Below are 26,946 nucleotides of genomic sequence, written 5' to 3' on the forward strand. Positions count from 1 at the left end.
TGGCGCTGGGTCCCGGATCAAGTCCGGGACGTACGCTGTGCGCGGAGAATGGCATTTGCCCCTCCCGCAGCCTACGCCCCGGACCTGATCCAAGGCCTGGTGCGGCGGCTGCGCCGGGTTGTTGCGTTGGGGCCTGGGTCAAGCCCGGGACGTGCGCTGTGCAATTGGCACTGCCTCACATGACGCGAAAGCCTATGCCCCGGACTTGATCCGGGGCCCAGCGCGGCGGGGCTGCCTGTGGATGCAGACGCCAATTCCGTTGCGAAGGCTGCCGCCCGTCGCCGGGGTCAAAGTGGAGCCGGCGCAACGAGCCGGCACAGCCGCCTACTCGCCGATCTCTCCGAACGTGGCGCCGGGTGCGGCGGGCTGCATGCGGATGAGGCGGGAATCGGCGACCGCGGCCTGGCGGTGGCGGACGGCCTTGCGGTAGTCGGGATCGCGCAGCATGGCGACGAAGGCGTCGACGCTCGGGTATTCGGCGATGAAGGCCAGATCCCAGCGCTCGTCGGCCGGGCCGATCAGAATCAGTTCGGGCTTGCCGACCCACACCTGGCGGCCGCCGAGGCGCGTGAAGATCGGGCCGCTTTCCCGCGCATAGCTCCGATAGGCCTCGGCGCCCGTCGCCTCGGTTCCATCGTCGTAGGCGGCGGTCTCGCGGAAGCGCAGCAGGTTCAGCATGTGCACGGGGCCCTGGCGCTGCATCTCGCGGAAGCGGGAAAAGCTCTCCCTGCTCGGATCGATGTAGGCGGTCACTTCGAGACCTCCTCGTTCGCCGCCGCGGCGAAGGCGGCCAGCGCGGCGATCTCGCCTGCCTCCGCCGGGGAATCCTCCGCGAGCCGGGCGTACAGTTCGGCGAAGCCGCGATAGACCTGCGCGGCGGCCGGGTCGGCGCCGGCGAAGGCGGCGATCTCCTCCATCTCCGGGGCCCAGCGATGGGCCTTGGAGAACATGTCCGGCAGCGCGGTCGAGAACTTGGCGAGGAGGTTCGGCTGGCTGCGGGCGAGTTCCTCCAGAAGCGTATCGGCCGCACCGGCGCGGCCTGCGGCCAGGATCATGGCGCTGCCGATGGCGATCAGGCCCTTGTTGATGCCCGCATAGCACATCTTCAGGGCCGACGCCGCGCCGACAGGTCCGTCCATGACGCCGACCCGGACGCCGTAGTCGCCGAGCACGGCAGCGCGCGCGGCGTCGGGGCCCGACAGGTAGAGCGTCGGGGAGTAGCCCTGCCGCGGCGGCCCGCCGACGATGCCGCCGTCGACGAAGACGCAGCCGGTCGGTGCGATGAGAGCGGCGACCTGCCGGGCGGTGTCGGGGCTGACGGCGTTGGCCTCGACGAAGACCGGCTTTCTCCGCGAGGCGGTCAGGACGGGGGCCATGCGCTCGGCAAGCGCGGTCACCTGGCTCGGCGGCACGACCGACAGGAAGATGTCGGCCTCGGCGAGGCCGGCGTCGTCGGTCACCGTGAGGCCGGCCGTGCGGGCGCGCTCTGCCGAGCCCTCGGTGCGGCCGGCAAGCGAGGTGCGGACCTCGAGACCGTTGTCGACCAGGCGGCCGCCGATCGCCGCGCCCATGTTGCCGGGGGCGAGGATGGCGACGAGAGGTTTCTGCGATGGCATGCCGGTCTCCTTCTGAGTGGGGCTCCCGCCGTACGGGGCCGCAATCGCCAATGCGCGGCGATTGCCGGGGCGCGAAGCCATGTGATAGAGCACCTTCCGCGCAAACCGAAGGCATCGGGCCCTTTGCCGGGGCGAAATTCGCTCCCGCGCACGGAGACCGGCCGCACACCCCGCAAACCCCGACCAGGCATGAGCAAACTCCCCGATCCGGACTTCTGGCGCGACCGCCGGGTGCTGCTGACCGGCCATACCGGGTTTAAGGGAAGCTGGACGGCGCTTTGGCTGCAGCGGCTCGGCGCCGACGTCACCGGACTGGCGCTCGCCCCCGACACCGATCCGAGCCTGTTCGGTCTCGCGCGCGTCGCCGAGGGGATGCGCTCGCACGTCGCCGACATCCGCGACCGGGAGGCAGTGACCCGGATCGTCGGCAAGGCGGCGCCGGACATCGTCCTGCACCTGGCCGCCCAGCCGCTGGTACGGCGCAGCCTGCGCGAGCCGGTCGAGACGGTGGCGACCAACGTGCTCGGCACCGCGCACCTGCTCGACGCGCTGCGGGGACGCGCCGGACTGTCGGCCGTGCTCGTGGTGACCTCCGACAAGGTCTATCTCAACACCAACAGCGGCGATCCGTTCGGCGAGACCGATCCGCTCGGCGGCAAGGACCCCTACTCGGCTTCCAAGGCGGCGGCCGAGATCGTCACCGGGTCGTTTGCAAAGAGCTTCTTCGATGCGAAGGGCGTGCCGGTCGCGACCGCTCGGGCCGGCAACGTCGTCGGCGGCGGCGATTTCTCCGAGGACCGGATCGTGCCGGACCTCGTCACCGCCCTGCGGCGCGGCGAGCAGCTCGTGCTGCGCCATCCCGAGGCCGTGCGGCCGTGGCAGCACGTGCTCGACTGCATCGCCGGATATCTTCTGTACGCCGAGGCGCTGGCGACCGGCGCCGATGTGCCGGCGGCGCTGAACTTCGGGCCGGAGCCGTCGCAGCCCGTCAAGGTCGCCGAATTCGCCACGGCATTGCAGGAGGCGATGGAGGCGACCTCGGGCTGGCGCCACGAGCCGGTGCCGGGATCGGTCGAGGCGCAGTTGCTGACGCTCGATTCCTCCGCTGCCCGCCGGCTGCTCGACTGGCGCGACCGGTTGCCGGGCCGCGCCAGCGTCGATGCGGTCGCCGCCTGGTACCGCGCCTGGCTGCACGGCGCCGACATGGCGGCGTTCACGATGGAGCAGATTGCGAGCTACGGAAAGGGGTAGATCGTCGGCTTCGCCGGGTTATTGCGCTGGATCCCCGTTTGCACGGGGATGAGCGGAAAGGGAATGCGGTGCAACCAACCCACACGACGCCTTCCCAGCCGACGCACCCTCCCCGCGTCATCCCGGCCCTCTCCCTTCCACGTCATCCCGGCCGAAGAGCCGGGATCGCCAGAGGCCGCAGCGCTGCGGCTTGGGGCGATCCCGGATAGCCGCAAGCGGCTTCCGGGATGACGTGGACAGGTGAGCGGCCGCGCGCTGCCGCTCGGGTGGGGTCTCACGATGTTACGTAACCGCGTCGGGTCTCACGTAATCACGTCCGGGCCGTCGCGGCCGGTGCGGGTGCGGATGTCGGCGAGGGCTTCCGCGGCGGCGATGACGTCGGCGAGGGCCTGCTGCGGATCCTCGCCGAATCTGGCGGGGTCGGGCTCGTAGCGCTCGAGATAGACGCGCAGCGTCGCGCCGACGGTGCCGGTGCCCGACAGGCGGAAGACGACGCGGGCGTCCTCGGCGAACAGGATGCGGACGCCCTGGCGGGTCGCCGTGGAGCCGTCGACCGGATCGGTGTAGGCGAAGTCGTCGGCGGACGTGACGGTGAGGCCGGCGACGGTGGTGCCCGGCAGGTCGGCGAGGCGATCGCGCAGGGCCGCCATCAGGGCCTCGGCGGCGTCCTTGTCGACGTCGGAATAATCGTGGCGCGAGTAATAGTCGCGGCCGTATTCGGCCCAGTGCGCCTGCATGATGTCGGCGACCGACACGCGGCGCGTGGCGAGGATGTTGAGCCACAGCAGCACCGCCCAGAGGCCATCCTTTTCGCGCACGTGGCTGGAGCCGGTCCCGGCGCTTTCCTCGCCGCACAGCGTTGCCAGGTCGGCATCGAGCAGCGTGCCGAAGAACTTCCAGCCGGTCGGCGTCTCGTGGCAGCCGATGCCGAGCTTTCCCGCCACCCGGTCGGCGGCGCGGCTGGTCGGCATCGAGCGGGCGATGCCGGCAAGCCCGTTCGCGTAGCCCGGGGCGAGGTGGGCGTTGGCGGCGAGCACGGCGAGGCTGTCGGACGGGGTCACGTAGACGCCGCGGCCGAGGATCATGTTGCGGTCGCCGTCGCCGTCGGAGGCGGCGCCGAAATCCGGCGCGTCGGGGCCCATCATCATGTCGACCAGCGGCTTCGCATAGGTCGGGTTCGGGTCGGGATGGCCGCCGCCGAAATCGGGCAGCGGGGTTCCGTTCATGACGGCCTCCGGCGGCGCGCCGAGGGTCTCGACCAGGATCCTTGTGGCGTACGGCCCGGTCGCCGCGTGCATGGCATCGAAGCGCATGGTGAAGCCGGAGCCGAACAGGTCGCGGATCGCGTCGAAGTCGAACAGCGAGGCCATCAGGTCGGCGTAGATCGCGACCGGGTCGATCACCTCGATGCGCATGGCGCCGAGGGTCGTCTCGCCGAGCGCCGACAGGTCGACGTCGGGGGCGTCGATGATCCGGTATTCGGAGATCTCTTTGGTGCGGGCATAGATCGCCTCGGTCACCGATTCGGGCGCCGGACCGCCGGCGGGAATGTTGTACTTGATGCCGAAGTCGCCGTCGGCGCCGCCGGGGTTGTGGCTCGCCGACAGGATGATGCCGCCGTCGGTCCTGCGCGCCCGGATCACGGCGGCGGCGGCCGGCGTCGACAGGATGCCGCCCTGCCCGACCAGCACGCCCGCCGCGCCGTTGGCAGCGGCCATCTTCAGGATCGTCTGGATGGCGCGCTCGTTGAAGTAGCGTCCGTCGCCGCCGAGCGTCAGGGTCTTGCCGCCGACCCCGCCGATTGCCTCGAACAGCGACTGCACGAAGTTTTCCAGGTAGCCCGGCCGCATGAAGACGGCGGTCCTGGCGCGCAGCCCCGAGGTGCCGGGCTTCTGGCCTTCGACGGGCGTGGTGGCGACGGTTCTGACTTCCATGGCGGGACCTTCGGACAGGCCGGGATTGGCGTGCCGGAAGGACTAAAGCCAACGGCGGCAGAGTCAATCCGCCGCCGGGGATGGTGGCCGGATCAGACCCGCGCGCCGGTGATGTCGATGGTGATGCCGCTGACGTAGCCGGCAAGCCGCGGCGAGGCGAGGTAGAGGAAGGCGCCGATGCAGTCCTCGGTGGTGCCGAGCCGGCCGAGCGGCACCAGGCCGGAGATCCTGTCGAGCGTCTCCTGGCTGGTGATGCCGTCGTGCAGCGGCGTCAGGATGATGCTCGGCGCCACGGCGTTGACGCGGATGCCGCGCGGCCCGAGCTCCTTGGCGAGACCGATGGTGAACGAATAGAGCGCGCCCTTGGTGGCCGCGTAGAGCGAGGTGCCCTGCGCGCCGCCGGTGTGGACGGCGAACGAGGTGGTGGTGATGATCGAGGCGGCATCGCTGTCGCTGAGCGCCGGCAGCAGCTTGCCGGTCAGGCCGACGACCGAGCGGACGTTGAGGTCGAACAGGCCCGAGTAGAAGGCGTCGTCCATGTCGGCGAAGGCGCGCCGCTCGATGATCTCGCCGGCATTGTTGATCAGTATGTCGAGGCCGCCGAGCGCGCCGAGCGCCTCGTCGGCCAGGCGCCCGTGCTGGTCGGGCTTCGTCAGGTCGGCCTGGAAGACATGCGCCTTGCCGCCGTCGGCCTCGATCTCGGCTGCGACGGACCGGGCGCCGGCCTCGTTGGAGAAGTAGTGGATGCCGACCTCGGCGCCGCAGGCGCCGAACGCGGCGGCGACCGCCGCCCCGATGCCGGAACTCGCCCCGGTCACGAGGACCTTCCTGCCCCGGAGATCGTCGAAATTAGCCTGCCACGCCATGGTCCGCTCCCTCGCGCTGTCGATCAGGTCCATCGTCACCTGGTCCGATCATCGGCCCTGGAAGGCGCATTTCTAGTCGTTTCTTGCAGCGGTCGCGGCGGCAGAATTGATACCGAGACGATATCAATACCCCTGGGTGATTGTATTGGACGCTATGACGCGGCGCTGCTGTAGTTCCGGCAAACACCCCTCGCGATCGCGCGACGGGGACCTCGAGACGAAACGCCAGGGAGAGTGCCGAATGTCGGAATTGAAGCACAAGGGCAGTGCCGGATTTCTGCCGAACAGCCGGATCGGCCCGCAGCCGAAGCGGCTCGCGCCGGAGATCCTCGACCGGTTCCGCCGGCTGAACGACCTGACCGGCACGCTCTCCGACATTCTCGACTCCAAGGGCATCAGCGCGACGATCGGGTCCTCGCGCCTGAAGCCGACGCTGACCAATGCGCGGATCGTCGGCCAGGCGATCACGGTGCGCAACACGCCGCAGCCCAGCGATCCCTATGCGGCGGTATCGGAGAACGACAACCGGATGAGCGAGGTGGAGGGCATCCACCAGTGCGAGTCCGGCGACGTGCTGGTCATCCAGGGCCTGCCGGACCTGTCCAACATGGGCGGCATCATGGCGACCATCGCCAAGCGCCAGGGCCTGTCCGGGGCCGTCGTCGACGGCGGCATCCGCGACGTCGGCCATTCGCGCGGCCTCGACTTCCCGATCTGGTCGAAGGACATCTCGCCGGTCACAGGCAAGTGGCGCTGCGTCACGCAGGAGATCAACGGCACCGTCAACGTTATGGGCGTCTCGGTCAGCCCCGGCGACCTGGTCGTCGCCGACGAGACCGGCGTCTGCTTCCTGCCGTTCGACCTTGCCGAGGAGGCCCTGGTTCACTGCGAGGCCGCCCACAACAAGGAAGAGGACTGGGTGAAGCGGCTCGACAGCGGCATGAGCATCCCGGACCTCGTCAAGCAGATCTACCAGAAGTTTCCCTACGCCGACTGAGCGGCGGGGGCGAGACCGGCGCCGCCGCAACGACGGCGGGCGCCCACTGCAAGACAAGAACAAGAACCGACTGAAGGACGGTAAAACCCAAGGGAGGATTCCATGAAGGTCATCAGACTGATCGGCTCCGCGGCCGCGCTCGCGGCGGTCGCGCTTGCCCTGCCGGCAGCGACGCCGGCCGCTGCCCAGGACTACCCGAACCGGGCCGTGCAGCTCATCATCCCCTACCCGCCCGGCGGCTCCGACGCGCTCGGCCGCAAGATCGCGGCGACGATGGCGCAGAACACGGGCGCCGACATCGTGGTGGCCAACGTGCCGGGCGCCTCGACGCAGGTCGCCAGCCGGATGGTCGCCCAGGCGGCGCCGGACGGCTACACGATCTACGTGTCGAGCCCGCCGGAATTCGTCGCCGGGCCGGCCTTCTATTCGAACCTGCCCTTCGATCCGCGCAAGGACTTCACGCTGATCTCCTACCATGCGCAGGTGCCCTACCTGCTGCTGGCGAACACCAGCCTGCCGGTCAAGACCTACGAAGAATTCATCGCCTATCTGAAGGAGCATCCCGACGAGGTCCGCTTCGGCTCCTACGGGGCGCTGTCCCAGTCCGACGTGCTGGCGCGCCGGTTCCGCAAGGAAACGGGAATCGACTTCGAGATCATTCCCTACAGCGGCGGCTCGCCGGCGTTCAACGCGCTGCTGGCCGGCGAAATCCACGCCCTGTTCGGCACGCCGATCCCGACGCGCGCCCACATCGCCGACGGCAACATGCTGCCGCTGGCGGTGACGACCACCGAGCGGCTGAAGCTGTATCCGGATGCGCCGACGCTGCAGGAGGTCGGCATCGACATCGACGACGCGGCCTCCTACGGCCTCGCCGGCCCCGCCGGCCTGCCCGACGAGGTCGTGGAATTCTGGAACACAGAATGGACCAAGGCGATGAACGATCCCGAGACGAAGGACTTCATCGAATCCATGGGCGTCCAGATCGTCGGCTCGAGCCCCGAATACTACCGGGAGTGGCTGGAGAAGAACACGGCGCTGTGGGCGCAGCTCGCCGAAGACCTGCAGATCGAAAAGAAGTAGGCGCGCAGGCTCCATACCGAAACCCGGGGTCCTCCCGGAGCGGGCGGCGGCAGGCCGTTGGAGGTCGCCGTCGTCTGCTTCCTTTCGATGGCGCGGCGCCGGCGACTCGTGCGGTGCTCCGCCGACCGGAGCGATACGGTGGTTCACATCCGAAATCCAAAGGACGTGCTGGCCGGCGGACTGTTCGTCATCTTCGCCGCCGTCCTGGCCTACAACGCCCTGCAGCTGCCGCTTGGCACCGCCAGCCGGATGGGACCCGGCTACTTCCCGCTGGCGCTGGCACTCATCCTCGCCGTGCTGGGAGCGCTGACGCTGTTCAACGGACTGAGGGTCGACGGCGACGCCCTGCCCCGGTTCGACTGGCGCGGCGTGGCGCTGGTGATCCTCTCGGTCGTCGCCTTCGCAGCCACCATCCAGTGGCTCGGATTCGTCCCCGCCGTCGTCATCTCGGTGGGCGTGAGCATGATCGCCAGCGACCGGTTCCGGCCCCTGTCGGCCGCCGGCCTCATCGCCTTCCTGCTGGCGTTCTGCTGGCTCGTGTTCATCTGGGGCCTGGGCATGCCCGTGCGGCTGTTCGGCTAGCGGGGGGCACGTCATGGTGCTGGAGAACCTCGCCCTCGGTTTCACGGTCGCGCTGACCTTCGAGAACCTGACATACTGCCTGCTGGGAACGCTGCTCGGCACCTTCATCGGCATGTTGCCCGGCCTCGGCCCGGCGGCCACGGTGGCGCTGCTGATCCCGCTCACCATCACGCTGCCGCCGGTGTCGAGCTTCATCATGCTGGCCGGCATCTACTACGGCGCCCAGTACGGCTGCTCGACCACGGCAATCCTGCTTCGCCTGCCGGGCGAGACATCCTCGGTCGTGACGGCGATCGACGGCCACGAGATGGCCAAGAAGGGCCTGGCGGGCAAGGCGCTGGCGACGGCGGCGCTCGGATCGTTCTTCGCGGGCACCGTCTCGGTGCTGCTGCTGGTCTTCTTCTCGCTGCCGCTGGCCCGGTTCGCCCTGAACTTCGGCGCGCCGGAGTTCTTCTCTGTGATGGTGCTCGGCCTCGTCGCCGCCGTCACGCTGGCTTCCGGATCGGTGATCAAGGCGCTGGCGATGGTGGTGCTTGGCCTGTCGCTGGGGCTGGCCGGCCAGGACATCTTCTACGGCGAGTTCCGTCTGACCTTCGGCTTCATGGAACTGGCCGACGGGTTCAGCTTCATCGCCGTGACAATGGGCATGTTCGGCATCGCCGAAGTGATCCGCAACCTGGAAGACCAGTCGGGACGATCGATCGTCACTCGGCGGCTGAAGGGACTGTGGCTGACGCTCCGGGACTTCAGGGCGATCGCAATGCCCGTGCTGCGCGGCACGGTGATCGGGTCTGCCCTCGGCATACTGCCGGGCGGCGGCGCGGCGGTCGCCTCGTTTGCCTCCTACTCGATCGAAAAGGGAGTCGCGAAGGATCCTTCCCGCTTCGGCAAGGGAGCGATCGAGGCGGTCGCGGGACCGGAGAGCGCCAACAACGCCGGGGCGCAGACGTCCTTCATTCCGATGCTGACGCTGGGTATTCCCGCCAACCCGGTGATGGCGCTGCTGATCGCGGTGCTGATCATCCAGGGGATCACGCCGGGGCCCCAGGTGATGCTCACCCAGTCGACGCTGGTCTGGGGCCTGATCACGTCGATGTGGATCGGCAACGTCATGCTGGTGATCCTCAACCTGCCGCTGATCGGCCTGTGGACGCGGCTCCTGACGATGCCCTACCACTTCCTCTATCCGGCCATCATCATCTTCTGCGCGATCGGCGCCTACAACGTCGGCAACTCCTCGTTCGACGTGTACATCCTGGCGATCTTCGGGGCGCTCGGATACGTGTTCGCCAAGCTCGACTGCGAGCCGGCGCCGTTCCTGCTCGGTTTCGTACTCGGCCCGATGCTCGAGGACCATTTCCGCCGGGCGATGCTGATCTCCCGCGGCGACCTGTCGATATTCGTCACCCACCCGATCGCCGCCGCATTGCTGGCGACCGCGGCAGTCGCCCTGGTCGCGACGATGGTGCCGATGGTGCGCAAGGCGCGAACGGAGGCGTTCAAGGAATAGGATGCCGCCCGCACCGCGCAGCGCGGCTGCCACGACCAGCCGGCACGACGGCGCTTGCGGCATGGAGGCGCCCGGGTCCAAAGTTCGGGACGAGTCAAATGAAGCAGGCGGTTCGCACGAACGGACCCGGAGAGTTACCGATGGCCTCCCGGCTGGGCACCGACAAGGATATCGACCGCGTCGCCTTCGGTGCCCATCAGCTCAACCTGACCCGGCTGAGATATTTCGTCGCCGTCGCGCAGGAACTCCACTTCGGCCGCGCCGCCTCCCGCCTCGGCATCTCGCAGCCGCCGCTCAGCCTGCACATCAAGGCGCTCGAGGAGCAGGTCGGCGCGAAACTGCTGACCCGCACCAACCGGCATGTCGCGCTGACGGTGTCCGGGCGCATCCTGCTCGACCAGGCGACGCAGCTTCTCGACCATGCCGAGCGCGTCAGTCACGTGATGCAGGGCGTCGGCGCGGGCGAAATCGGCGAGCTGTTCGTCGGCTGCGTGCCCTCGGCGCTTTACGACGTGCTGCCGAAGGCGGCGACGCACTTCCGCAAGGCATATCCGAACATCCATCTCGTCATCGAGGAGGCACACACCGCCGACGTGATGAAGGCCGTGGCGGACGGGCGACACGACGTCGGGCTGGTGTGGAAGAACCTCGCCGAGCCGCCGCTCGAGTCCGAGGTGGTGCTGGAGGAGCAGTTCGTGGCGGTGGTGCCGGCCGACCACCCGCTGGCGGCCCGGGAGGTGCTGTCGCTGGAGGAGCTGGCGCCGGAACCGCTGATCCTGCCGCCGCGCAAGATCTCGCCCTACCACTACGACCACATCCTCGCCTCGTTCGTGAACAAGGGGCTGAGGCCGAGGATCGAATACGAGGTGCCGACGATCCTGTCGCAGATCGGCTTCGCGGCATCGGGCTGCGGCATCGCGATCTCCCCGGGATTTGCCCGCACCTTCGCCACCGAGCGGGTGGTGGTGGCGGACATCGAGGAGAAGATGGCGCCGGTGCTGCTGTCGCTGGTCTGGAACAAGGCCCGCATGTCGCCGCCGGTCTCGCAGTTCCGCGACGTGGTCGGCGAGGTGTTCCGCGATGCGCGCGACCGCGTCGGCGAGCGGGAACCGAAGCTTCCCTGAAGACGGCAGCGGCTGCGTGGCACCGCTGCAAGGATGAACAAGACGGTCACCCGTCCCGCCGCTATCGCACAAATCCGACACCGATCCGGAGTGACACATGCTGCCCTGCATCCCGCCCAGAGACGAAACCAAGGCGCCGAAGGCCAAGGCGCCGGCGCTTTCCTGCGACTGCCACATGCACATCTTCGGTCCGGAAGCCGACTATCCCTACTCGCAGCAACGCGGCTTCACGCCGCCCGACGCGTCGCCGCAGGCATACTGGCGGATGGCCGACACGCTCGGCTTCCAGCGCGCCGTGATCGTGCAGGCCAGCGTCTACGGCTGGGACAACCGCCGCACCGTGCAGGCGGTCGAGGAATTCGGGCGCGAACGGGCGCGCGGCATCGTCATGGTCAATGCCGACGTCGATCGCCAGACGCTGAGCGACCTCAACGACCGGGGCATTCGGGGCACGCGGTTCATCACCACCATCAGCGGCGGGCCGACCATCGACAACCTGCCCGGCGTGGCGGCGAAGATCGCCGAGTTCGGCTGGCATATCGAGATGTACGTGCCGCGCAACCTGTGGCCGGAGCTGCTGCCGGTCGTCGCCGACCTGCCGGTGCCGGTGGTGTTCGACCATCTCGGCGGCCTCAGCGCCGAAACCGACGAAAACGACCCCGACCTTCTGGGCATTCTCCGGCTGCTGGAGTCCGGAAAGTGCTGGGTCAAGCTGTGCGGCTATCGGGCCTCGCTGACCGGACATCCCTACGACGACGTGACGCCGCTGGTGACGCGCTACATTTCGACGGCGCCGGAGCGCTGCGTCTGGGGCACCGACTGGCCGCACACGACGCTGGCCGACTACATGCCGGACGACGGAGACCTGTTCGACCAGTTCTGCGGCTGGACGTCCGACGAGGCGGTCCGCACGCGCATCCTCGTCGACAATCCGGCCGAGCTGTACCATTTCCCGCCGGCTTGACCCCAGGAGACGACGATGCAGCGTTCCTCGTCCGACGTGCTGCTGGTGGTTCCGGCGAACAACACCACGATGGAACCCGAGTTGACGGCGCTCTGCCCCGTCATTTCGGGGCTGGCCGTGGCGCGCGTCTCGCTGCCGCCGGAAGGGGTGACGCCGGATACGCTCGACGACTACACTCGAACGACGCTGGCCGCGATCGAGCCGTTCGCGGGCGGCCGGCCGCGGCTGGTCGTCTACGGCTGCACCGCCGCCGGGTTCCTGGCCGGCCCCGAGGCGAACGCCAGGCTGACCGGAGAGATGCAGCGGCGCACCGGCGCGCCGGTGGTGGCGACCGCGTCGGCGATGATCGACGTCCTGAGACACGAAGGGGTCACCGAGACTGCCGTGGTGACACCCTATCTGGAACCGGTCAACGACGGCCTGCGCGCCTATCTCGCCGCGGAGGATATCGCCGTCGAGGTACTGGGCGGCTGCGAATGCCGGACGACCGAGGAGCTGGGCCGGGTCACGCAGGACGACGTCCTGGAGATGGCGCTGGCCACGGTGACGCCGCGCAGCAAGGCGCTGTTCATCGCCTGCTCGCAGCTGCCGACGATGGGCATCCTGGACGAGCTGCGCGAGCGGCTCGGCGTTCCGGTGTGGTCGTCGATCTCGGCAACCGCCTGGGCAAGCGCGCGGAGGCTGGGCGAACCGGAGGAGGCGGTCAGCCCGCCAGGCTGACGCCGCCGAAGCGCTCGCGCCAGCGCGGGATCACCTCCTTGTTGAAGACGTTGTCGGGCACCCGCCCGGCAAGCACCTCGATGACCGCGTCGGTGCCCATCTCGATGCCGGCGCGCAGTTCGCCGCCGTCATTGGTGGCGGCCGCGTGCGGCAGCATCAGCACCCTGTCGCCGAGCGCGCGCAGCGGCGAGTCCATCGCCAGCGGCTCCTCCTCGAAGGCGTCGATGCCCACCCCCTCCAGCCGCCCCTCGGCGATCGCCCGGGCGACGGCGGCCTCGTCGATGACCTTGCCGCGCGCGGTGTTGAGGACGACAGCGTTCGGCTTCATCAGCGCGATCTGCGGGTCGGAGAGCATGTAGCGCGTCTCCTCGTTGAGGACGACGTGAAAGGACACCACGTCGGATTCCCGCAACAGCGTCTCGTAGTCGACCCGCTCGACGCCGTGCAGCAGGAAATCCATCGGCTGAACGTAGGGATCGCAGGCGAGGATGCGGATGTTCCACGGCCGCATCAGGTCGGCGAAGCGCGCGCCGATGCGGCCGAGCCCGACGATGCCGAGCGTGATGCCGGGATGGCCGTCCGAGCTCCGCCGGCCGAGGTAGCGGGAGGTGGCGTTCGGCTCGCGCCAGCGACCCTCGCGGATGGCGGTGTCGCGCTCGCGCAGCTTCTTGAGCATCGCCAGCATCATCGCCACTGTCATCTCGGCGACGCCGAAGCAGTTCGCCTCGGTCGGCGAATGGCAGACCAGGATGCCGAGATCGGTCGCCGCGGCGACGTCGACGTCGTCGACGCCGACCGTGTACTTGGAGACGACCCGCAGGCGCTGCGAGCCTTCCATGATGCGCCGGCTGATCGGGGTGTGGCGGATCGAGGTGCCGAGCAGCGCCACGGCATCGCGGGCGGCCTCCGCGAAGGCGTCCTCATGGCGGCCGCGCGGCAGCTGCCATTCGGGATCGCCGAAGACGAGATCGCAGCCCGTCTCGCGCAGCCGCCGGATCGTCTCCGGCGGCTCCTCCCTGGGGGCGTAGATCAGGACCTTCGGGGTGTCCGGCATTCCCTGCTGACAGGCTCCGTCAGAACGCGCGGGTGGTCGGCGTCGCGCCGATCACGACGTTGACGTTCTTGATCTGCGTGCAGGCGAGAAGTTCGTCGATCGATTCCTCGCGCCCCACGCCCGACTGCTTGTAGCCACCGAACGGCACGCCGACATAGTGGGTCGCCGCGTCGTTGATCCATATGTAGCCCGACTGCATACGCGAGGCGAGACGGTGGGCGCGGTCGAGGTCGTGCGTCCAGATCGAGCCGGTCAGGCCGTATTCCAGCGCGTTGACGCGGCGCATCAGGTCGTCCTCGTCCGACCACTTCAAGACGCTGACGACGGGGCCGAAGATTTCCTCCGAGGCGATCCGCATGTCGTCGGTGACGTCGGCGAACACCGTCGGCTCGATGAAGAAGCCGTTGGCGAGCGCGGGATCTTCGCACCGCCTGCCGCCGCAGACGAGGCGGGCGCCGTCGGCCTTGCCGATCTCGATGTAGGACAGCACCTTGTCGAACTGCGGCTGGCTCGACAGGCAGCCGACCTCGGTCTCGGGATCGTTCGGCAGGCCGACCTTCAGAGCCTTCACCGCCTTCTCCAGTTCGACCAGCACCGCGTCGTAGACGTCCTCGTGCAGGTAGACGCGGCTGGTCGAGTTGCAGGACTGGCCGGTGACATAGCGGAAGTTCATGCCGCGGACGATGCCGGCCGCCGCCGTCGCCGGGTCGACGTCGGCGCAGGCGATCAGCGCGTTCTTGCCGCCGAGCTCGAGCGTCAGCGCCTTCAGCGTGCCGCTGGCGCTCTGCATCACGGAACGGCCGGCGGGAACGCTGCCGATGAAGCCGATCTTGGCGACCTTCGGGTGCTCGGCAAGCGCCACGCCGGCCTCGCGGCCGCCCGTCACCAGGTTGAAGACGCCGGACGGGAACACGTCGCCCCACAGTTCGGCGAGGCGCAGCGAGGACAGCGGCGTCTGGTCGGCGGGCTTCAGCACGATGGTGTTGCCGGCGACCAGCGGCGCGCCGACCTTGGCGGTGGCGAACAGCAGCGGGTGGTTGAAGGCGCTGATCTTGCCGATCACCCCGAGCGGCTCGCGCACCGTGTAGTTCAGGACGCCCGGCCCGATCGGGATGGTGCTGCCCTTGATCTCGGTGACGAGGCCGGCGAAGTAGTCCATGTAGTCGGCGCCGACCTGGGCGTCGAAATACATCGCCTGGTAGGGATTACCGCCGTCGATGGCATCCAGGTGCGCGAGTTCCTCGGCATGGTCGCGCAGGATCTGCGCCGCTCTGCGCACCAGTGCGGCACGCTCCTGGGCCGGGGTGTCGCGCCAGGCCGGGAAGGCGTCGGCGGCAGCCTGGACGGCACGGTCGATGTCGTCCGCGCCACCTTCCGCCGCGACGCCGAGGTCCTCGCCGGTCGCCGGGCTGGAGATCGGCACGGACCTGCCGGAGGCGACCTCCCGCCATTTGCCGCCATAGAAGACGCCGCGGTTCTTCGGCAGCGCGCGATGCGCCGGAGTATCTGTCGTAGCCATGTCGTGTGCCGTCATTTCGTCGTCGCCATTTCCCGAACCACCGCCGAAGACGTCGAGCGCGCGTATTCCGGCGCGACCCGGACGTCGATGACCGCCACCGCGCCGCCGCGCACCTTCTCGATGGCCGCGGCGATGGCGTCGGACAGCTCCTCCGACGACCCGACGGGTCCGAAGCCGACCGCGCCCTGCCCTTCCGCCATGGTCGCCAGGTTCATGCCCGGCTCGCTCATCCGCATGCCGATCCAGCGGTTCTCGACCGGCCGGCCGCGGACCCGGGCAACGCGTTCCTGGTGGAGTTCGTCGTTGAAGAAGGACTGGTTGTTGACGACGATGACGAGCAGCGGGATCTCGTACTTGACCGCCGTCCACAGCGCGGTGACGCCCATCAGGTAGTCGCCGTCGCCGAGCACCGCGACAGGCAGCCGGTCGCCGCCGCTGTCGCGCAGGGCCAACGCCCCGCCGACCGCCATGCCGGGCCCGGAGCCGATGCCGCCGCCGCCGTCGTAGCCGACATAGTCGAGCGGGTGGTCGAAGCGGGAGTACTCGCCGGGCCAGCCGATCGGCAGCCGGATGTAGCACGGGTTCTCGCCGTCGAACCCGTCGACGACGGCCTGTGCCAGGGCGTTTATCGAGATCATGCCCTCGGTCTCGTCCTCGTCGGCGGCAGGCGCGGCGGGCTTCGCCGGCTGCCTGGCAGGCGATCCGGCCGGCTTCTGATCGATGCGGTCGACGAGCAGGTCGACCAGACGGTCGGCCGGTGCGAGGATCGAGATGTCGGCAGGCGGCAGCGCCTGGTAGTCCATGCTCCAGCCGTTGTGGACGTACTCGTCGAGCGAGCAGCTGATGACGGTGGCCGACGGCCACTTGCCGCCGCAGGCCTGGCGCAACGAGCCGCCGAGGTCGACCCAGTCGAGGCTGAGGATGACGTCGGCCTCACGGAGGGGTCCCGCCGCCGCGTCGGTCACGAAAAGTCCGGCCGGATAGGGATGCAGCGGGTGCCGGGTTGGAAAGGTTGCCCCGGTCTTCATGTCGGTCAGCACGGTGGCGTTGAGCTTCTCGGCAAAGGCGACGCGCCGGTCCCAGTCCGCCGGGTCGCGCGAGACGCGCCCCATCATGATCACCGGATTGCGCGCCCCGTTGAGCGCCGCCGCCACCTTGTCGAGCGTCTCGGCGGGAGGATCCCCGGGTGTGCCGGCGCGGAAACGCTGCAGGTCGGGAAGGTCGAGCGGCCCGTCCAGCGCCTTCTCCTGCCAGCCGGCGTCGAGGCAGACATAGGTCGGCCCGCGCGGTTCGGTGACCGCGATGCGATAGGCGCGCAGCACCGACTCGACGGCGGCGGTGACGGAACCCGGCTGGTCGTCCCACTTGGTATAGCCGCGGATCAGCGCGCCGAGGTCCGACGAGGTGTGGATCCAGTCGACCCAGGGGCGGCGGTTGACCGCGTCGACCGGGCCGACCGCGCCCAGCATGAGGATCGGGATCCGGTCGCACCAGGCATTGAAGATCGCCATCGTGGCGTGCATCAGGCCGACATTGCTGTGCAGCGCGACGGCGAGCGGCCGGCCGGTGACCCGGGTATAGCCGTGCGCGAGGGCGACGGCGTGTTCCTCGTGCACGCACAGCAGCATCTCCGGGCGGGTATTGCCCAGATGATTGACGAGGCTGTCGTGCAGACCGCGGAAGCTGGCGCCGGGGGTCAGCGCGATGTAGTCGAACTCCAGCGCCCGCAGCACTTCGGCGATCGGATCGCTGCCGAACAGCCGCGCGTTGGAATTGCGAGGCTCGTGTCCGGTCTCGGCACCGACACCCAGATTCTTTTCATCCATCGTTTTCATCCCGTTCATGTGCCGGCGTAGGCATTCCATTTCGCAAGGGCGACCGCGTCATCCAGAAACGGCCGGGTGCTGTCGACAAAGTCAGGTCGTTCGATCGGCGTAGTGCCGTCCCCGTGCGCCCGCAGCGCCACCAGGCCGTCCTGCATGGCGGCGACCGCGCGCGAGATCACGAAGGCGGGAAAGGACACCTGGCTGTACCCCATGTCCCGGAGTTCGGAGACGGTGAGCCAGGGGGTCGCGGCGCCGCCGAACATGGCGGCGGAGAGGAAGGCCCCGTCGAGGGCGCGGCCGACTTCCTCGTACTCGGACTCAGCCGTCAGGCCGGCGACGAAGACGCCGTCGACGCCAAGCTCCAGATAGCGTCCAGCGCGCCTGATCGCCGCCGAGAGGCCGAGCGGGCCGTAGGCGTCGGTACGCCCGACGATGAAGGTTTCCTTGTCGGAGCGGGCAGCCATCGCGGTGCGCAGCTTGCCCTCGATCACCGCGTCGTCGCAGACGTGCTTCGCCCTGTCGGCGCGCTGCTGCTTGCTGTCGCGGTTCTGATCCTCGATCAGGATCGCGCCGACGCCGGCGGCTTCGTAGGCCTCGATCATGCGGGCGACGTTGCGGTTGCCGCCGTAGCCGTCATCCCCGTCGGCAAAGAACGGCAGCGCCGAGGCCGAGGCGATGTCGCGAATGCCCGCAACCATGTCGGAAAGCCCGATCAATCCGATGTCGGGCAGCGCGTAGCGCGCCGCCAGCATCGCCGAGCCGCCGATCGCGAAGGCCTTGAAGCCGGCCTTCTCGATCATGCTGGCGGACAGTGCATCGTGCGCCAGCGGACACACCAGAGGGTGCTCCTGCGCCAGCGCTGCCCTGATCGTGGTTCTCGGCACTCGAATCCTCCGGCTTCGCCCCCACGGGCTTCCCGAAGATCCGGAACCGCCCAGAAGAACGCCCCGCCGCGTCGCGGTCTTCACCGGACCGGGCGATTGTCGCCGTGTGGCGGGACTTTTCCGGAGACGTACAGGTCAGCGCGAGCCGCGCTATAGGAGAATATTGCGAGCCGGCCCCGGCATCACAGGTATGGGTCCGCCTTCCGCGTCTCGCCGGCCTCGTCGATCACCCACTCCCGGAATGCCTTGACGCGGCGCAGGCGTTCCTTGTGGGGCGGGAAGACGAGATAGTACCCGGTCTTGCCGTGAAGCCGGATATCGAGCGGCGTGATCAACCGGTCGGACGGCAGTTCGTCCAGGACGAAGGCAAGCTGCGCGAGGGCGACGCCGACGCCGTCTATCGCCCCCTGATAGGTGAGCGCCGAGTTCTCGAAGACGATTTCCTTCTCCACGACGAGGTCGCCGGCGCCGGCGGCCTCGAGCCAGCGGCGCCAGTCGGACGGCCGCCGGATCGAGTGGAGCAGAACCTGCCGGGCAATGTCGGCGGGACCCGTGAACGGACCAGCCTGCTGCACAAGCGCGGGGCTGCAGACGGGAACCATCACCTCACTGAACAGCCGCTCCGCGATCAGCCTGCCATGTCTCGGCACGCCGTACTGCAGGGCGACGTCGACATCCTCGTCGTCGAAATTCACCGGAACGTGCGAGGTCATCAACTGCACCTGGATGTCCGGAAACCGCGCATGGAACCGGCCGAGCCGCGGCACCAGCCACCAGATGGCGTTGCTCGGCGGCGTCTTGATGCGCAGGGTGTTCTGGTCCACCGCCGACGTCAGGTTCGACGTGGCGTAGGAAATCCGGATGAAGGCGTCCTGCACCTCGCGCAGATAGGCGGCCCCCTCGCTGGTCAGCTCGACCTGCCGGTGCTTGCGCACGAACAGCGGCGTGCCGACGTGCTCCTCGAGCTTGGCGATATGGCGACTGACGGCGCCCTGGGTGACGCACAGTTCATCGGCGGCCAGCGTGAAACTGAGGTGGCGGGCGGCTACCTCGAAGGCCCGAAGCGAATTGAGCGGCGGAAGACGTACCATTGACCGTCCCGTGGGCCCGGCGCGCCCCGCCCACTGGCCGGGGGGACAGCGACCTGGTCGGCTGTTGCCCGGAGTGTAGCCGAAAGACTCTTGCTTGAAAAATCCGCATATGAGCCTGTTGCCGACGGCGCGCCGGCGATCGTGCCTCGCCACGACGGGAATTCGCCGAAGCCGGACCCCTCCCGCACCCGCATCTGCCCGGCACGAAGCCGGCATTATTGCAGTGCAGCACTGCATTTTCCCACCGAATCCCGCCGATGTCGCGCAACGTTGACGGGAGGACCTGGGTACTGGTTGTCGCGCACGGCGACCGTTGCATGACAAAATCGGGATCGGCGCGCGTCGCATGATCTCAAGTAATGCCAGGCGGAATTAATATGCTTTGATGAACCGCCGCCTCGTCCCGACAATGCCGGCAACTCCGAGCCACACAAGAACAGCCGGTAGATCAAGGGATGGAAGCGACGATGGAACGTGCACCCGCCGGTGGTCCCGCCGCGTCTGCGGCGGCCCGGTCACGTGACGGCCGGGAAACGGTATTGAAGCTGCGCCGGATCCTGGAACAGCGCTACGAGGAACGGATCACCCTGCACGATCTCAGCGACGCGCTGGATCTCAGTCCGTTCCAGACCCTGCGTGTCTTCCAGCGCCACTGCGGCATCACCCCGCACCAGTATCTCGTGCGCTACCGGGTGGAGCAGGCGACGCGGCTGCTGCGCGACGGGGAGCCGATCGCCGAGGTCGCCGCGCAGGTCGGCTTCACCGACCAGAGCCACATGACGAAGCACTTCAAGAAACTGCTCGGCATGACGCCAAGCCGGTACCGGACCAGCGCCAACTGGCAGTTCGGCTGAAGCCCAAGCCGCTGCCGGGCGGAGTGCGCAAGATCGTACAATTGCGATCCGGCGATGTGGCTACACTGTCGGCCAAATCGTGAGCCGCTCGAAACAGGTTCACGGAACAGGGAGGACTTAATCATGATGCAGTTCAGGAACATCGTTCGCGGCGGTGCGCTTGCCGCGCTTGCCATCGGGCTTGCGGCAGCGAGCCCGGCATCGGCGGAAGAGATCGAAATCTCCAACTACGGCGTCGGCACCAACGGCATGCCGTATGCGGTGGCGCTCGGCGCCGGCTACTTCGATGAGGTGGGCCTCGACATCACCGGTATCCGGACGTCGCCCGGCGGCGCCCCGACGATCCGCAACCTGCTCGCCGGGGACCTGGCGTACGGCGAAGCCGGATTGACCGCAGCGCTTGCGGCGATCCGCGGCGGCGCAGACATCAAGATCATCGGCACGACCGCCAACACGGTCGCCGAGATCGGCTGGGTGGTGATGCCCGATTCCCCGATCAAGACCATCGAGGACATGAAGGGCGCCAAGCTCGGCTATACCAATCCGAATTCCACGACCCAGGCTCTCGCGCTGATGCTGATCAAGGCCGCCGGCCTGACGCCCGAGGAAGTGGAGACCATTTCCACCGGCGGGTTCGGGCCCGGTCTCGCCGCTCTGGAACACGGACAGCTCGACGTGGCGCCGATCGTCGAGCCGATCTTTTCCAACAATCCCGGAAAGTATCGGCTGCTGACCTGGGCGCCGGACGCGCTGCCGCCGCTGGTCGACGTGCTGGCGATCACGACCGACCGCGCCATCGCGCAGCGTCCCGACTTCCTGAAGAAGATGATGCTGGCCCGCCAGAAGGCCGTGCAGCTGATGACCGAAAACCCCGCGGAAGCGGCAAAGCACGTCGCCGGTCCCTACAAGATGAGCCCGGAAGTCGCCGAGAAGGTGATCAGCCAGCTGCAGCGTCCGACCGGACCCGACAACGTCCGCTACTGGGGCGAAGGCGCACTGTACCTGCCCAGCATGAAGAACCTGGCCGACGCGCAGATCCTGCTCGGTGTCGACTACAGCGACATCAACTGGGACGAGATCGTCGACGACTCCTTCATGCCGGAGGACCAGAAGGGCCTCTACGACAAGTAGGCGCCTTCAGGTCCGGGTTCGGCCGCACCGCGCGTGTTGCGTCGACATAAAAAGACCAGAGGAACTGTCGGGGACATACGCGGATGAGCGCATATTGCGAACTGCGCAACGTCACCAGGGTCTATCCAGGCAATGCGGGGCAACCCGCATTGCACGCCCTGGGGCCAATCAATCTCGAACTCGAGGCCGGGAAATTCTACTCGGTGGTCGGCCCCTCGGGCTGCGGCAAGTCGACGTTGCTCGAGGTCATCGCCGGCCTGGCGCCGGCGAGCGACGGCGAGGTGATCATCAACGGCCGGCCGATCCACGGCGAGGTCGCCGACGGCGTCGGCGTGGTGTTCCAGGACGACGCGAGCTTTCCGTGGCTGACGGTCCGCGACAACATCGCCTTCGGCCTGCGCCGCCAGGGCGTCGACGAGACGACCATCGCCCGCAAGGTCGATGACGCCATCAGGCTGATGGGCCTGAACGGCTTCGACAATGCCTATCCCGCGCAACTGTCCGGCGGCATGCGCCAGCGCGTCTGCATCGCCAGGACGCTGATGCTCGAGCCGCAGCTGATCCTGCTCGACGAACCGTTCGGCGCGCTCGACCAGCAGACGCGCCTGCTGATGGGCGACGAGCTCCTCAACCTGTGGCGCGAGACCAACGCCACGGTCCTGCTGATCACCCACGCCCTGGACGAGGCGACGATGCTGTCCGACAAGGTGTGCGTGATGTCGGCGCGGCCCGGCATCCTGCTCGACACCGTCGAGACCGGCTGGCCGCGCGACCGCGACAGCCGGATCGTCTCGAAACCGGAATTCGGCGAGCTGACGAGCAGGCTGTGGGCGCTGCTGCGCGAGGAGTCGCTCAAGGCGATGGACATCAAGCAGCGGACCGGCTGACGATGAAGCGCGCTACCAAGGTCCGGATCGTCGTCCTCGTCGGCGCCGTCGTGTTCGTGGAACTGCTGTGCCGCGTCGGCATCATTCCGCGCTTCACGATGATACCGCCCTCGGAAATGGCGATCGGCCTCTATCATCTGCTGGCGTCGGGCAAGATGAACAGCGACCTGGTAACGACGCTGTCGTCGGTGGCGATCTCGCTGTGCGCGTCGGTGGTCGTCGGCACCACCGCGGGCGCGCTGATCCACGCCTGGCCGCGCGTCCGGCGGACCATCGACCCGCTCCTGGCCACCTACTATTCGGTGCCGGTCTTCGTGTTCTATCCGATGTTCATCGTGCTGTTCGGGCTGAACGACATCCCGAAGATCGTGATCGGCTTCCTCTACGCGGTCGCCGCCGTGGTGATCAACACGCTGAACGGGCTGGACCGGATACCGCCGGTGCTGCTCAAGACGGGCAAGGTCTTCGGGATGAGCCCGGCCAGCACGGCGGTGCGCATCGTGCTGCCGTTCGCGGCTCCCTACCTGTTCACCGGGGTGAAGCTGGCGATCGCCTATTCGTTCATCGGGGTGATCGGGTCGGAGTTCATCCTGTCCAGCGACGGGATCGGGCACAGCATCTCGTACGCCTACTACAACTTCGACAACGTCACGATGTACTCGCTGATCCTGTTCGTGCTGGTCGTGGTGCTGACCATCAACATGTCGCTGCACTCCTGGGAGAAGGTGCTGATGCAACGCAGGGGCTTCAAATGACGGCAACAGCCAGGGTGCCGCTGCGCGAGCGGGTCGTCGACGTCACGGTACTGCTGATCGTCATCGTGGTGGTCTGGCAGTGCGCCTACCTGTGGGGCGGCGAGGTCGCGATGACGACGCCCTGGGGCACGGTCGATTTCGCCGTGCGGATGCTGGGCACCGCCGAGTTCTGGGACAATGCCGAGGCGACCATGTCGGCCTTCGCCATCGCGATGGTGATCGCCGCGGTCGGCGGCATCCTGATCGGCGCCATCCTCGGCTACAACCGGCTGGCCGGCGAGGTCGCCGAGCCGGTTCTCGTCGGCATCTACTCGATCCCGAAAGTCACGCTCTATCCGATCATCCTGCTGTTCTTCGGCATCGGCGTGGCCGCGGAAGTCGCCTTCGGGGCGCTGCACGGCATCATCCCGATTTCGCTGTTCACGATGAACGCGGTGCGAAACATCAAGCCGGTCTACCTCAAGACCGCCCGGGTGCTGCGGCTGCAGCCGCGCCAGCTGCTGATGTCGGTGCTGCTGCCGGCCTCGGCGCCGGAGGTGTTCACCGGCCTGCGCGTCGGCTTCTCGCTGACGCTGATCGGCACGCTGCTCAGCGAGATGTTCGGCTCGCGGCGCGGCCTGGGCTTCATGCTGATGAACGCCATCGGCCTGCACAACATGGACATCATCATGTCCGTCACGCTGGTGATCGCGGTGTTCGCGGGCGTGGTGAACGCCGGTCTGCTGTGGGTCGACCGGCGCCTGCACCGGGCCCCGGTGAAGCAGTCGATGATGGGCGGCTAGCCCCGGGGCAGCGGCCCCGGGCGGATCGGGCTACATGCCGAGATCGAACTTCCTGTCCATGACGACGATGCGGTTGTCGAACAGCCAGCGTCCGTCGAGACGGGTGAGATCGCAGAAGTATTCGCCCGGCGACAGCAACTCCGTCTTTCCCGCTTCGGTATAGAAATCGAGAAGGTAGCAGGTCGCCTGCGCCCGGTCGCCGTCGACGCTCGCCGTCAGGTTGGTCACCACGTGGCGGAACCGGGCCTGGCGCTCGCGCAGCACGGTCGCGGTGCGTTCGGCGAACCGGCGGATCCCCTCCCTGCCCTCGAACCGGCCGAGAACCGGGCTCTCGATGAAAGCGTCGTCGCGGAAGCAGCTCACGCAGCCCTCCACGTCGCCGTGGTCGAGTGTCGTGGCGTAACGGATGAAGAGCGCGTTGATCTCGAACCAGTCGTGAAGGGAAGCGGGCTGCATGTCGGCCTCTCCGGCGGCTGGCGCAACGATTGCGGCGCCGGCACCGGACATCCGGCGCCGGCGATATTGCGCGGTGTCAGGCCTGGCCCGGGCCCAGTGCCTTGACGCACTGCTCAAGCCATTCCTTGCCGATCGAATCCTCGAACTGCTTGTAGACGGGCTGCGTCGCCTCGAGGAAAAGCTTCTTGTTGTCCGGCGTGATCGGATTGACGTTGACGAGCTTTTCCAGTTCCCCGCGGGCCCGGGCGATGTCCTTGGGCTGGGCGTCCCACTGCCAGTCCATGGCCGTCTTCATCGCCTGGCTGACCATCTGCTGCTCTTCGGAGGAGAACCCTGCCCAGGTCTTCGGACTGGTGGTGTTCAGGAAGAAGTCGGTGGTGTGCTCGTCGAGCGAGATGTACTCGGCGACCTCGTAGAGCTTCTGGTCGAGGATGTCCGGCAGCGGATACTCGAACCCGTCGACGATGCCCTGCTGCAGGGCGAGGTAGAGTTCGGAGGGATCCATCGCGATCGGATTTGCTCCGAGCGCGCGGAAGGTCGCCATGTAGACCTCGCTGTTGATCACCCGGAGCTTGAGGTCCTTGCAGTCGGCGGGCGTCTCGACGGGACGCAGGCGGTTGACGATGCTGCGCTGGCCGAGGAGCCAGTATCCGATGATCTGGAACCCGACCTCGGTCCCCATCTCCTCGATATGCGCCCCGATGTCGCCCTCGAGCGCCGCTTTCAGTCGCTCGGGCGACGAGACGATGTAGGGCAGCGTGAAGACGTCCATCGGCTTCATGAAGTTCGAGTACCAGGCGGGAACCGCCATCGAGAACTCGAGGGCGCCCGCCTGCACCGACTGGAGCATCTCCGAGATCGGGCCGAGCTGCGAGCTCGGGAAGATCTGCAGCTTGAGCTTGCCGTCGGACAGTTTGGACAGCTCGTCCCCGAACATCTGGATCGCCTGGTGATAGACGGTCTTCGTCGGCACCATGTGACCGAACTTCAGCGTACGGCTCGACTGACCGATGGCCGGAGCGGCCAGGCCGAAAGAGCCCGCGGCGCCGGCGACACCGGCCGCCGAGATCAGCTTCAAGGCATCGCGCCGGTGCATCGCGCCGGCTGGCTTTCTGGTGGACCTGTTTCTCATCCCTAGTCTCCTTCTTGGTGTTTCGTGCAGCGGCCAGCCCCGCACGGGCCGGACTGCACACGTTCGCCGACCGCCGTGGCGGCCTGCATCCTCAGAACCCGAGCATCGCGGGAAGCCACGTCGTCAGCGGCGGCACGAGCACGACCAGCAGCACGACGATGATCATCCAGACGACGAAGGGGGCGATCGCCCAGGACAGGCGCTCCACGGCGACGCCCGACAGGCTGGACGTCATGAACAGCACGATCCCGACCGGTGGCGTCACCAGACCGATCAGGCAGGTAATGACGAACAGGAGGCCGAACTGGATGTCCGGGATGGCGTATTGCTGGGCGACCGGCGCCAGCAGCGGCGCAAGTGCGATCATCAGGGGAACGGCATCCATCATCATGCCTAGAACCAGCAGGGCCAGCATCACGATGATCATGAAAACGGTCGGGCTGGTGGTGATGGAGATCAGGAAATCGGCCAGTTGCTGGGTGACGCCGTTGAACGTCAGCAGCCACGACATGATGCCGCCCGTCGCCAGCAGCATTCCGGCCACCGAACTGATGACGGCGCTGAAGATGATCGCGTCGTAGATGTCCTTGAGGCGAAGCCGGGGTTTCGACAGAAAGCCGACGATGACGGTGTAGACGACGCCGATCGCCGCCGATTCCGTCACCGTGAAGACGCCGAATATGATCCCGCCGACGATGATGACCGGCAGGAACAGCAATGGAATGACCAGCACGGTCTGCCGGACCAGTTCGGAGAACCGGGGCCTCTCGAGCAGCACGCCGTAGCCGCGGCGCCGGGTGGTCCACCATGCCAGCACCAGGAATCCGAGACCGAACAGCAGGCCCGGCACCGCACCACCGACGAACAGGCCGCCGACCGACACGTTGCCCACCGCAAGCGCGTAGATGATCATCGCGACGCTCGGCGGAATGATCGGCCCGATGATCGCGGTGGCCGAGGTGATCGCGGCGCTATATTCGACCGGATAGCCCGCCCGCGTCATCAACTGGATCTGGACGCGGCCGAGGCTGGCGATGTCGGAGACCGAGGTGCCGCTGATGCCGGCGAACAGCATGCTCGCCCCGACATTGACGTAGGCCATCCCGCCGCGCGTTCGGCCGAGCAGCATCTGCAGCCAGACGACGAGGCGCGGCAGCATGCGGGCGCGGTCGGCCAGGAAGCCGAGCATCGTGAACAGCGGGATCGCCAGGAGCGGGAAGGAACTGAGCGCGAAATAGATTCGCCGCGCCAGCACGGTCGGCTCCATGCCCTGGAAGAACAGCAGCCAGCTCGCGCTGGCCAGTCCCATCCCGAAGGCGACCGGCAGGCCGATCAGAATCGTGCCGAACAGCACGATGCCGAGAAACGCCAGCATCATATCGGATGCTCCTCGGCACCGGTCGGCTGCAGGCCGGTCACCATCAGCACGACGACATGGTAGATCAGCAGGACGAAGCCGACGGGGACGGCGAGGAAGGCCCAGACCAGGCTGACATTGAGGGCGGAGTCCATCTGCATGGCAGCCGGGCCCAGCGCCAGCACGCCGCCCCAGACCATCTCCGCGAAGAACACCAGTGCCAAGACGTTGATGACGGTCTGCAGGATCCGCCGGCGGCGCGGCCCGAGCGCACGCAACAGCAACTCGAAGCCGACATGGGCGCCGACCCGCAAAGCCAGTCCCGCGCCCAGCATGAAGAACCAGAGCAGCAGGAAGCGCGCCGCGGCGCTGACGAAGAACGTCGAAAAGCCGAAGGCGTATCTGGACACCACTTCCAGTGAGATCATGAGCGTGAACAGCGAGCCGACGACGAACAGCACGATCCGCGTGGTCTTGAGGAGGCCCCGGTCGAGCGATGACCATCCACGCGGCAAGGCGTCGGACTGCAGGTCGAGTTGTCGCCCCCAGCCGTCAGACACCGGCCGCGTCC

26 protein-coding genes are annotated in these 26,946 nt (G+C 67.8%); 13 read left to right on the forward strand and 13 right to left on the reverse strand.

From position 1 onward, the window contains the following. Positions 1-324 precede the first annotated feature (324 nt). Together V3328_RS08525 and V3328_RS08530 are read right to left on the reverse strand one after the other, a co-directional pair. The gene (locus V3328_RS08525) at positions 325-753 is read right to left on the reverse strand and encodes a DUF1330 domain-containing protein (protein WP_340329214.1); all 429 of its coding nucleotides are present in this window, start codon (positions 751-753) and stop codon (positions 325-327) included. Beyond that, positions 750-1,616, reverse strand: a complete 867-nt coding sequence (locus tag V3328_RS08530; protein ID WP_340329215.1) for an NAD(P)-dependent oxidoreductase — start codon at positions 1,614-1,616, stop codon at positions 750-752. Before V3328_RS08530 ends, V3328_RS08525 begins: the two co-directional genes overlap by 4 nt. A 189-nt stretch (positions 1,617-1,805) precedes the next feature. On the opposite strand from V3328_RS08530, the gene rfbG reads away from it, so the two are divergent. After that, positions 1,806-2,867, forward strand: coding sequence for a CDP-glucose 4,6-dehydratase (gene rfbG, locus V3328_RS08535; RefSeq protein ID WP_340329216.1), 1,062 nt, complete (start codon positions 1,806-1,808; stop codon positions 2,865-2,867). A 302-nt stretch (positions 2,868-3,169) separates the two neighbouring features. On the opposite strand, the gene V3328_RS08540 is transcribed toward rfbG, so the two are convergent. Then, the gene (locus V3328_RS08540) at positions 3,170-4,801 is read right to left on the reverse strand and encodes an alpha-D-glucose phosphate-specific phosphoglucomutase (protein ID WP_340329217.1); all 1,632 of its coding nucleotides are present in this window, start codon (positions 4,799-4,801) and stop codon (positions 3,170-3,172) included. Between the two features lie 92 nt (positions 4,802-4,893). Then, positions 4,894-5,667 (reverse strand): SDR family NAD(P)-dependent oxidoreductase, encoded by a 774-nt coding sequence (locus tag V3328_RS08545; protein ID WP_340329218.1) that lies wholly within the window; start codon positions 5,665-5,667, stop codon positions 4,894-4,896. 241 nt (positions 5,668-5,908) lie between these two features. Here V3328_RS08545 and V3328_RS08550 point away from each other — a divergent pair, with 241 nt between their 5' ends. The 7 genes from V3328_RS08550 (at position 5,909) to V3328_RS08580 (ending at position 12,647) form a co-directional block, all read left to right on the forward strand. Beyond that, the gene (locus tag V3328_RS08550; RefSeq protein WP_340329219.1) at positions 5,909-6,664 is read left to right on the forward strand and encodes an RraA family protein; all 756 of its coding nucleotides are present in this window, start codon (positions 5,909-5,911) and stop codon (positions 6,662-6,664) included. A 102-nt stretch (positions 6,665-6,766) separates the two neighbouring features. Next, positions 6,767-7,747 carry a Bug family tripartite tricarboxylate transporter substrate binding protein gene (locus V3328_RS08555; protein ID WP_340329220.1) on the forward strand — a complete coding sequence of 327 codons (981 nt, stop codon included), beginning with the start codon at positions 6,767-6,769 and terminating at the stop codon, positions 7,745-7,747. A gap of 138 nt (positions 7,748-7,885) precedes the next feature. Beyond that, positions 7,886-8,329, forward strand: a complete 444-nt coding sequence (locus V3328_RS08560) for a tripartite tricarboxylate transporter TctB family protein (protein ID WP_340329221.1) — start codon at positions 7,886-7,888, stop codon at positions 8,327-8,329. A gap of 13 nt (positions 8,330-8,342) precedes the next feature. Further along, positions 8,343-9,839: a tripartite tricarboxylate transporter permease gene (locus tag V3328_RS08565; RefSeq protein WP_340329222.1), complete on the forward strand. Its 1,497-nt coding sequence runs from the start codon at positions 8,343-8,345 to the stop codon at positions 9,837-9,839. Between the two features lie 140 nt (positions 9,840-9,979). Then, positions 9,980-10,963: a LysR family transcriptional regulator gene (locus tag V3328_RS08570; RefSeq protein WP_340329223.1), complete on the forward strand. Its 984-nt coding sequence runs from the start codon at positions 9,980-9,982 to the stop codon at positions 10,961-10,963. Between the two features lie 97 nt (positions 10,964-11,060). Beyond that, a complete protein-coding gene (locus tag V3328_RS08575) occupies positions 11,061-11,927 on the forward strand; it encodes an amidohydrolase family protein (RefSeq protein ID WP_340329224.1) in 867 nt (288 codons plus the stop codon). 15 nt (positions 11,928-11,942) lie between these two features. After that, positions 11,943-12,647 (forward strand): maleate cis-trans isomerase family protein, encoded by a 705-nt coding sequence (locus V3328_RS08580; protein WP_340329225.1) that lies wholly within the window; start codon positions 11,943-11,945, stop codon positions 12,645-12,647. On the opposite strand, the gene V3328_RS08585 is transcribed toward V3328_RS08580, so the two are convergent. From V3328_RS08585 to gcvA, 5 genes are all read right to left on the reverse strand, one after another. Further along, positions 12,631-13,701: an NAD(P)-dependent oxidoreductase gene (locus V3328_RS08585; protein ID WP_340329226.1), complete on the reverse strand. Its 1,071-nt coding sequence runs from the start codon at positions 13,699-13,701 to the stop codon at positions 12,631-12,633. The genes V3328_RS08580 and V3328_RS08585 overlap by 17 nt on opposite strands. A 19-nt stretch (positions 13,702-13,720) precedes the next feature. Continuing rightward, entirely contained in the window at positions 13,721-15,220 is a 1,500-nt protein-coding gene (locus tag V3328_RS08590) for an aldehyde dehydrogenase family protein (RefSeq protein ID WP_340329227.1), read from the reverse strand. 11 nt (positions 15,221-15,231) lie between these two features. Next, the gene (locus V3328_RS08595) at positions 15,232-17,046 is read right to left on the reverse strand and encodes a thiamine pyrophosphate-binding protein (protein WP_340329228.1); all 1,815 of its coding nucleotides are present in this window, start codon (positions 17,044-17,046) and stop codon (positions 15,232-15,234) included. Positions 17,047-17,060: 14 nt separating this feature from the next. Continuing rightward, positions 17,061-17,930: an isocitrate lyase/PEP mutase family protein gene (locus tag V3328_RS08600; RefSeq protein WP_340329229.1), complete on the reverse strand. Its 870-nt coding sequence runs from the start codon at positions 17,928-17,930 to the stop codon at positions 17,061-17,063. 182 nt (positions 17,931-18,112) lie between these two features. Next, positions 18,113-19,021, reverse strand: coding sequence for a transcriptional regulator GcvA (gcvA, locus tag V3328_RS08605; protein ID WP_340329230.1), 909 nt, complete (start codon positions 19,019-19,021; stop codon positions 18,113-18,115). Positions 19,022-19,488: 467 nt separating this feature from the next. Between gcvA and V3328_RS08610 the strand changes: the two genes are divergently transcribed. The 5 genes from V3328_RS08610 (at position 19,489) to V3328_RS08630 (ending at position 23,430) form a co-directional block, all read left to right on the forward strand. Then, positions 19,489-19,875: a helix-turn-helix domain-containing protein gene (locus V3328_RS08610; RefSeq protein WP_340329231.1), complete on the forward strand. Its 387-nt coding sequence runs from the start codon at positions 19,489-19,491 to the stop codon at positions 19,873-19,875. Positions 19,876-19,998: 123 nt separating this feature from the next. Beyond that, positions 19,999-21,006, forward strand: a complete 1,008-nt coding sequence (locus V3328_RS08615) for an ABC transporter substrate-binding protein (protein WP_340329232.1) — start codon at positions 19,999-20,001, stop codon at positions 21,004-21,006. A gap of 83 nt (positions 21,007-21,089) precedes the next feature. Beyond that, positions 21,090-21,893, forward strand: coding sequence for an ABC transporter ATP-binding protein (locus V3328_RS08620; protein ID WP_340329233.1), 804 nt, complete (start codon positions 21,090-21,092; stop codon positions 21,891-21,893). A 2-nt stretch (positions 21,894-21,895) separates the two neighbouring features. Next, complete coding sequence (locus tag V3328_RS08625) at positions 21,896-22,648, forward strand: ABC transporter permease (protein WP_340329234.1); 753 nt, start codon at positions 21,896-21,898, stop codon at positions 22,646-22,648. Beyond that, complete coding sequence (locus V3328_RS08630; protein ID WP_340329235.1) at positions 22,645-23,430, forward strand: ABC transporter permease; 786 nt, start codon at positions 22,645-22,647, stop codon at positions 23,428-23,430. Before V3328_RS08625 ends, V3328_RS08630 begins: the two co-directional genes overlap by 4 nt. Positions 23,431-23,460: 30 nt before the next feature. Here the strand turns inward: V3328_RS08630 and V3328_RS08635 are convergent, their stop codons facing one another. From V3328_RS08635 to V3328_RS08650, 4 genes are all read right to left on the reverse strand, one after another. Continuing rightward, positions 23,461-23,886: a nuclear transport factor 2 family protein gene (locus tag V3328_RS08635; RefSeq protein ID WP_340329236.1), complete on the reverse strand. Its 426-nt coding sequence runs from the start codon at positions 23,884-23,886 to the stop codon at positions 23,461-23,463. A 76-nt stretch (positions 23,887-23,962) separates the two neighbouring features. Continuing rightward, positions 23,963-25,018, reverse strand: coding sequence for a TRAP transporter substrate-binding protein (locus tag V3328_RS08640; RefSeq protein ID WP_340329237.1), 1,056 nt, complete (start codon positions 25,016-25,018; stop codon positions 23,963-23,965). 91 nt (positions 25,019-25,109) lie between these two features. Next, positions 25,110-26,396: a TRAP transporter large permease gene (locus V3328_RS08645; RefSeq protein ID WP_340329238.1), complete on the reverse strand. Its 1,287-nt coding sequence runs from the start codon at positions 26,394-26,396 to the stop codon at positions 25,110-25,112. Further along, positions 26,393-26,935, reverse strand: a complete 543-nt coding sequence (locus V3328_RS08650) for a TRAP transporter small permease (RefSeq protein ID WP_340329239.1) — start codon at positions 26,933-26,935, stop codon at positions 26,393-26,395. Before V3328_RS08650 ends, V3328_RS08645 begins: the two co-directional genes overlap by 4 nt. Between the last annotated feature and the right edge of the window lie 11 nt (positions 26,936-26,946).

The sequence above is a fragment of the Microbaculum marinum genome (assembly GCF_037855135.1).
GTDB classification, from domain to species: Bacteria; Pseudomonadota; Alphaproteobacteria; order Rhizobiales; family Tepidamorphaceae; genus Microbaculum; species Microbaculum marinum.

Coding starts and splice junctions, on each gene's coding strand:
- V3328_RS08530 (WP_340329215.1), bottom strand. CDS start 1,616: ATGCCATCGCAGAAACCTCTCGTCGCCATCCTCGCCCCCGGCAACATG.
- rfbG (WP_340329216.1), top strand. CDS start 1,806: ATGAGCAAACTCCCCGATCCGGACTTCTGGCGCGACCGCCGGGTGCTG.
- V3328_RS08540 (WP_340329217.1), bottom strand. CDS start 4,801: ATGGAAGTCAGAACCGTCGCCACCACGCCCGTCGAAGGCCAGAAGCCC.
- V3328_RS08545 (WP_340329218.1), bottom strand. CDS start 5,667: ATGGCGTGGCAGGCTAATTTCGACGATCTCCGGGGCAGGAAGGTCCTC.
- V3328_RS08550 (WP_340329219.1), top strand. CDS start 5,909: ATGTCGGAATTGAAGCACAAGGGCAGTGCCGGATTTCTGCCGAACAGC.
- V3328_RS08555 (WP_340329220.1), top strand. CDS start 6,767: ATGAAGGTCATCAGACTGATCGGCTCCGCGGCCGCGCTCGCGGCGGTC.
- V3328_RS08565 (WP_340329222.1), top strand. CDS start 8,343: ATGGTGCTGGAGAACCTCGCCCTCGGTTTCACGGTCGCGCTGACCTTC.
- V3328_RS08570 (WP_340329223.1), top strand. CDS start 9,980: ATGGCCTCCCGGCTGGGCACCGACAAGGATATCGACCGCGTCGCCTTC.
- V3328_RS08575 (WP_340329224.1), top strand. CDS start 11,061: ATGCTGCCCTGCATCCCGCCCAGAGACGAAACCAAGGCGCCGAAGGCC.
- V3328_RS08580 (WP_340329225.1), top strand. CDS start 11,943: ATGCAGCGTTCCTCGTCCGACGTGCTGCTGGTGGTTCCGGCGAACAAC.
- V3328_RS08585 (WP_340329226.1), bottom strand. CDS start 13,701: ATGCCGGACACCCCGAAGGTCCTGATCTACGCCCCCAGGGAGGAGCCG.
- V3328_RS08590 (WP_340329227.1), bottom strand. CDS start 15,220: ATGGCTACGACAGATACTCCGGCGCATCGCGCGCTGCCGAAGAACCGC.
- V3328_RS08595 (WP_340329228.1), bottom strand. CDS start 17,046: ATGGATGAAAAGAATCTGGGTGTCGGTGCCGAGACCGGACACGAGCCT.
- gcvA (WP_340329230.1), bottom strand. CDS start 19,021: ATGGTACGTCTTCCGCCGCTCAATTCGCTTCGGGCCTTCGAGGTAGCC.
- V3328_RS08610 (WP_340329231.1), top strand. CDS start 19,489: ATGGAACGTGCACCCGCCGGTGGTCCCGCCGCGTCTGCGGCGGCCCGG.
- V3328_RS08615 (WP_340329232.1), top strand. CDS start 19,999: ATGATGCAGTTCAGGAACATCGTTCGCGGCGGTGCGCTTGCCGCGCTT.
- V3328_RS08620 (WP_340329233.1), top strand. CDS start 21,090: ATGAGCGCATATTGCGAACTGCGCAACGTCACCAGGGTCTATCCAGGC.
- V3328_RS08625 (WP_340329234.1), top strand. CDS start 21,896: ATGAAGCGCGCTACCAAGGTCCGGATCGTCGTCCTCGTCGGCGCCGTC.
- V3328_RS08630 (WP_340329235.1), top strand. CDS start 22,645: ATGACGGCAACAGCCAGGGTGCCGCTGCGCGAGCGGGTCGTCGACGTC.
- V3328_RS08635 (WP_340329236.1), bottom strand. CDS start 23,886: ATGCAGCCCGCTTCCCTTCACGACTGGTTCGAGATCAACGCGCTCTTC.
- V3328_RS08640 (WP_340329237.1), bottom strand. CDS start 25,018: ATGAGAAACAGGTCCACCAGAAAGCCAGCCGGCGCGATGCACCGGCGC.
- V3328_RS08645 (WP_340329238.1), bottom strand. CDS start 26,396: ATGATGCTGGCGTTTCTCGGCATCGTGCTGTTCGGCACGATTCTGATC.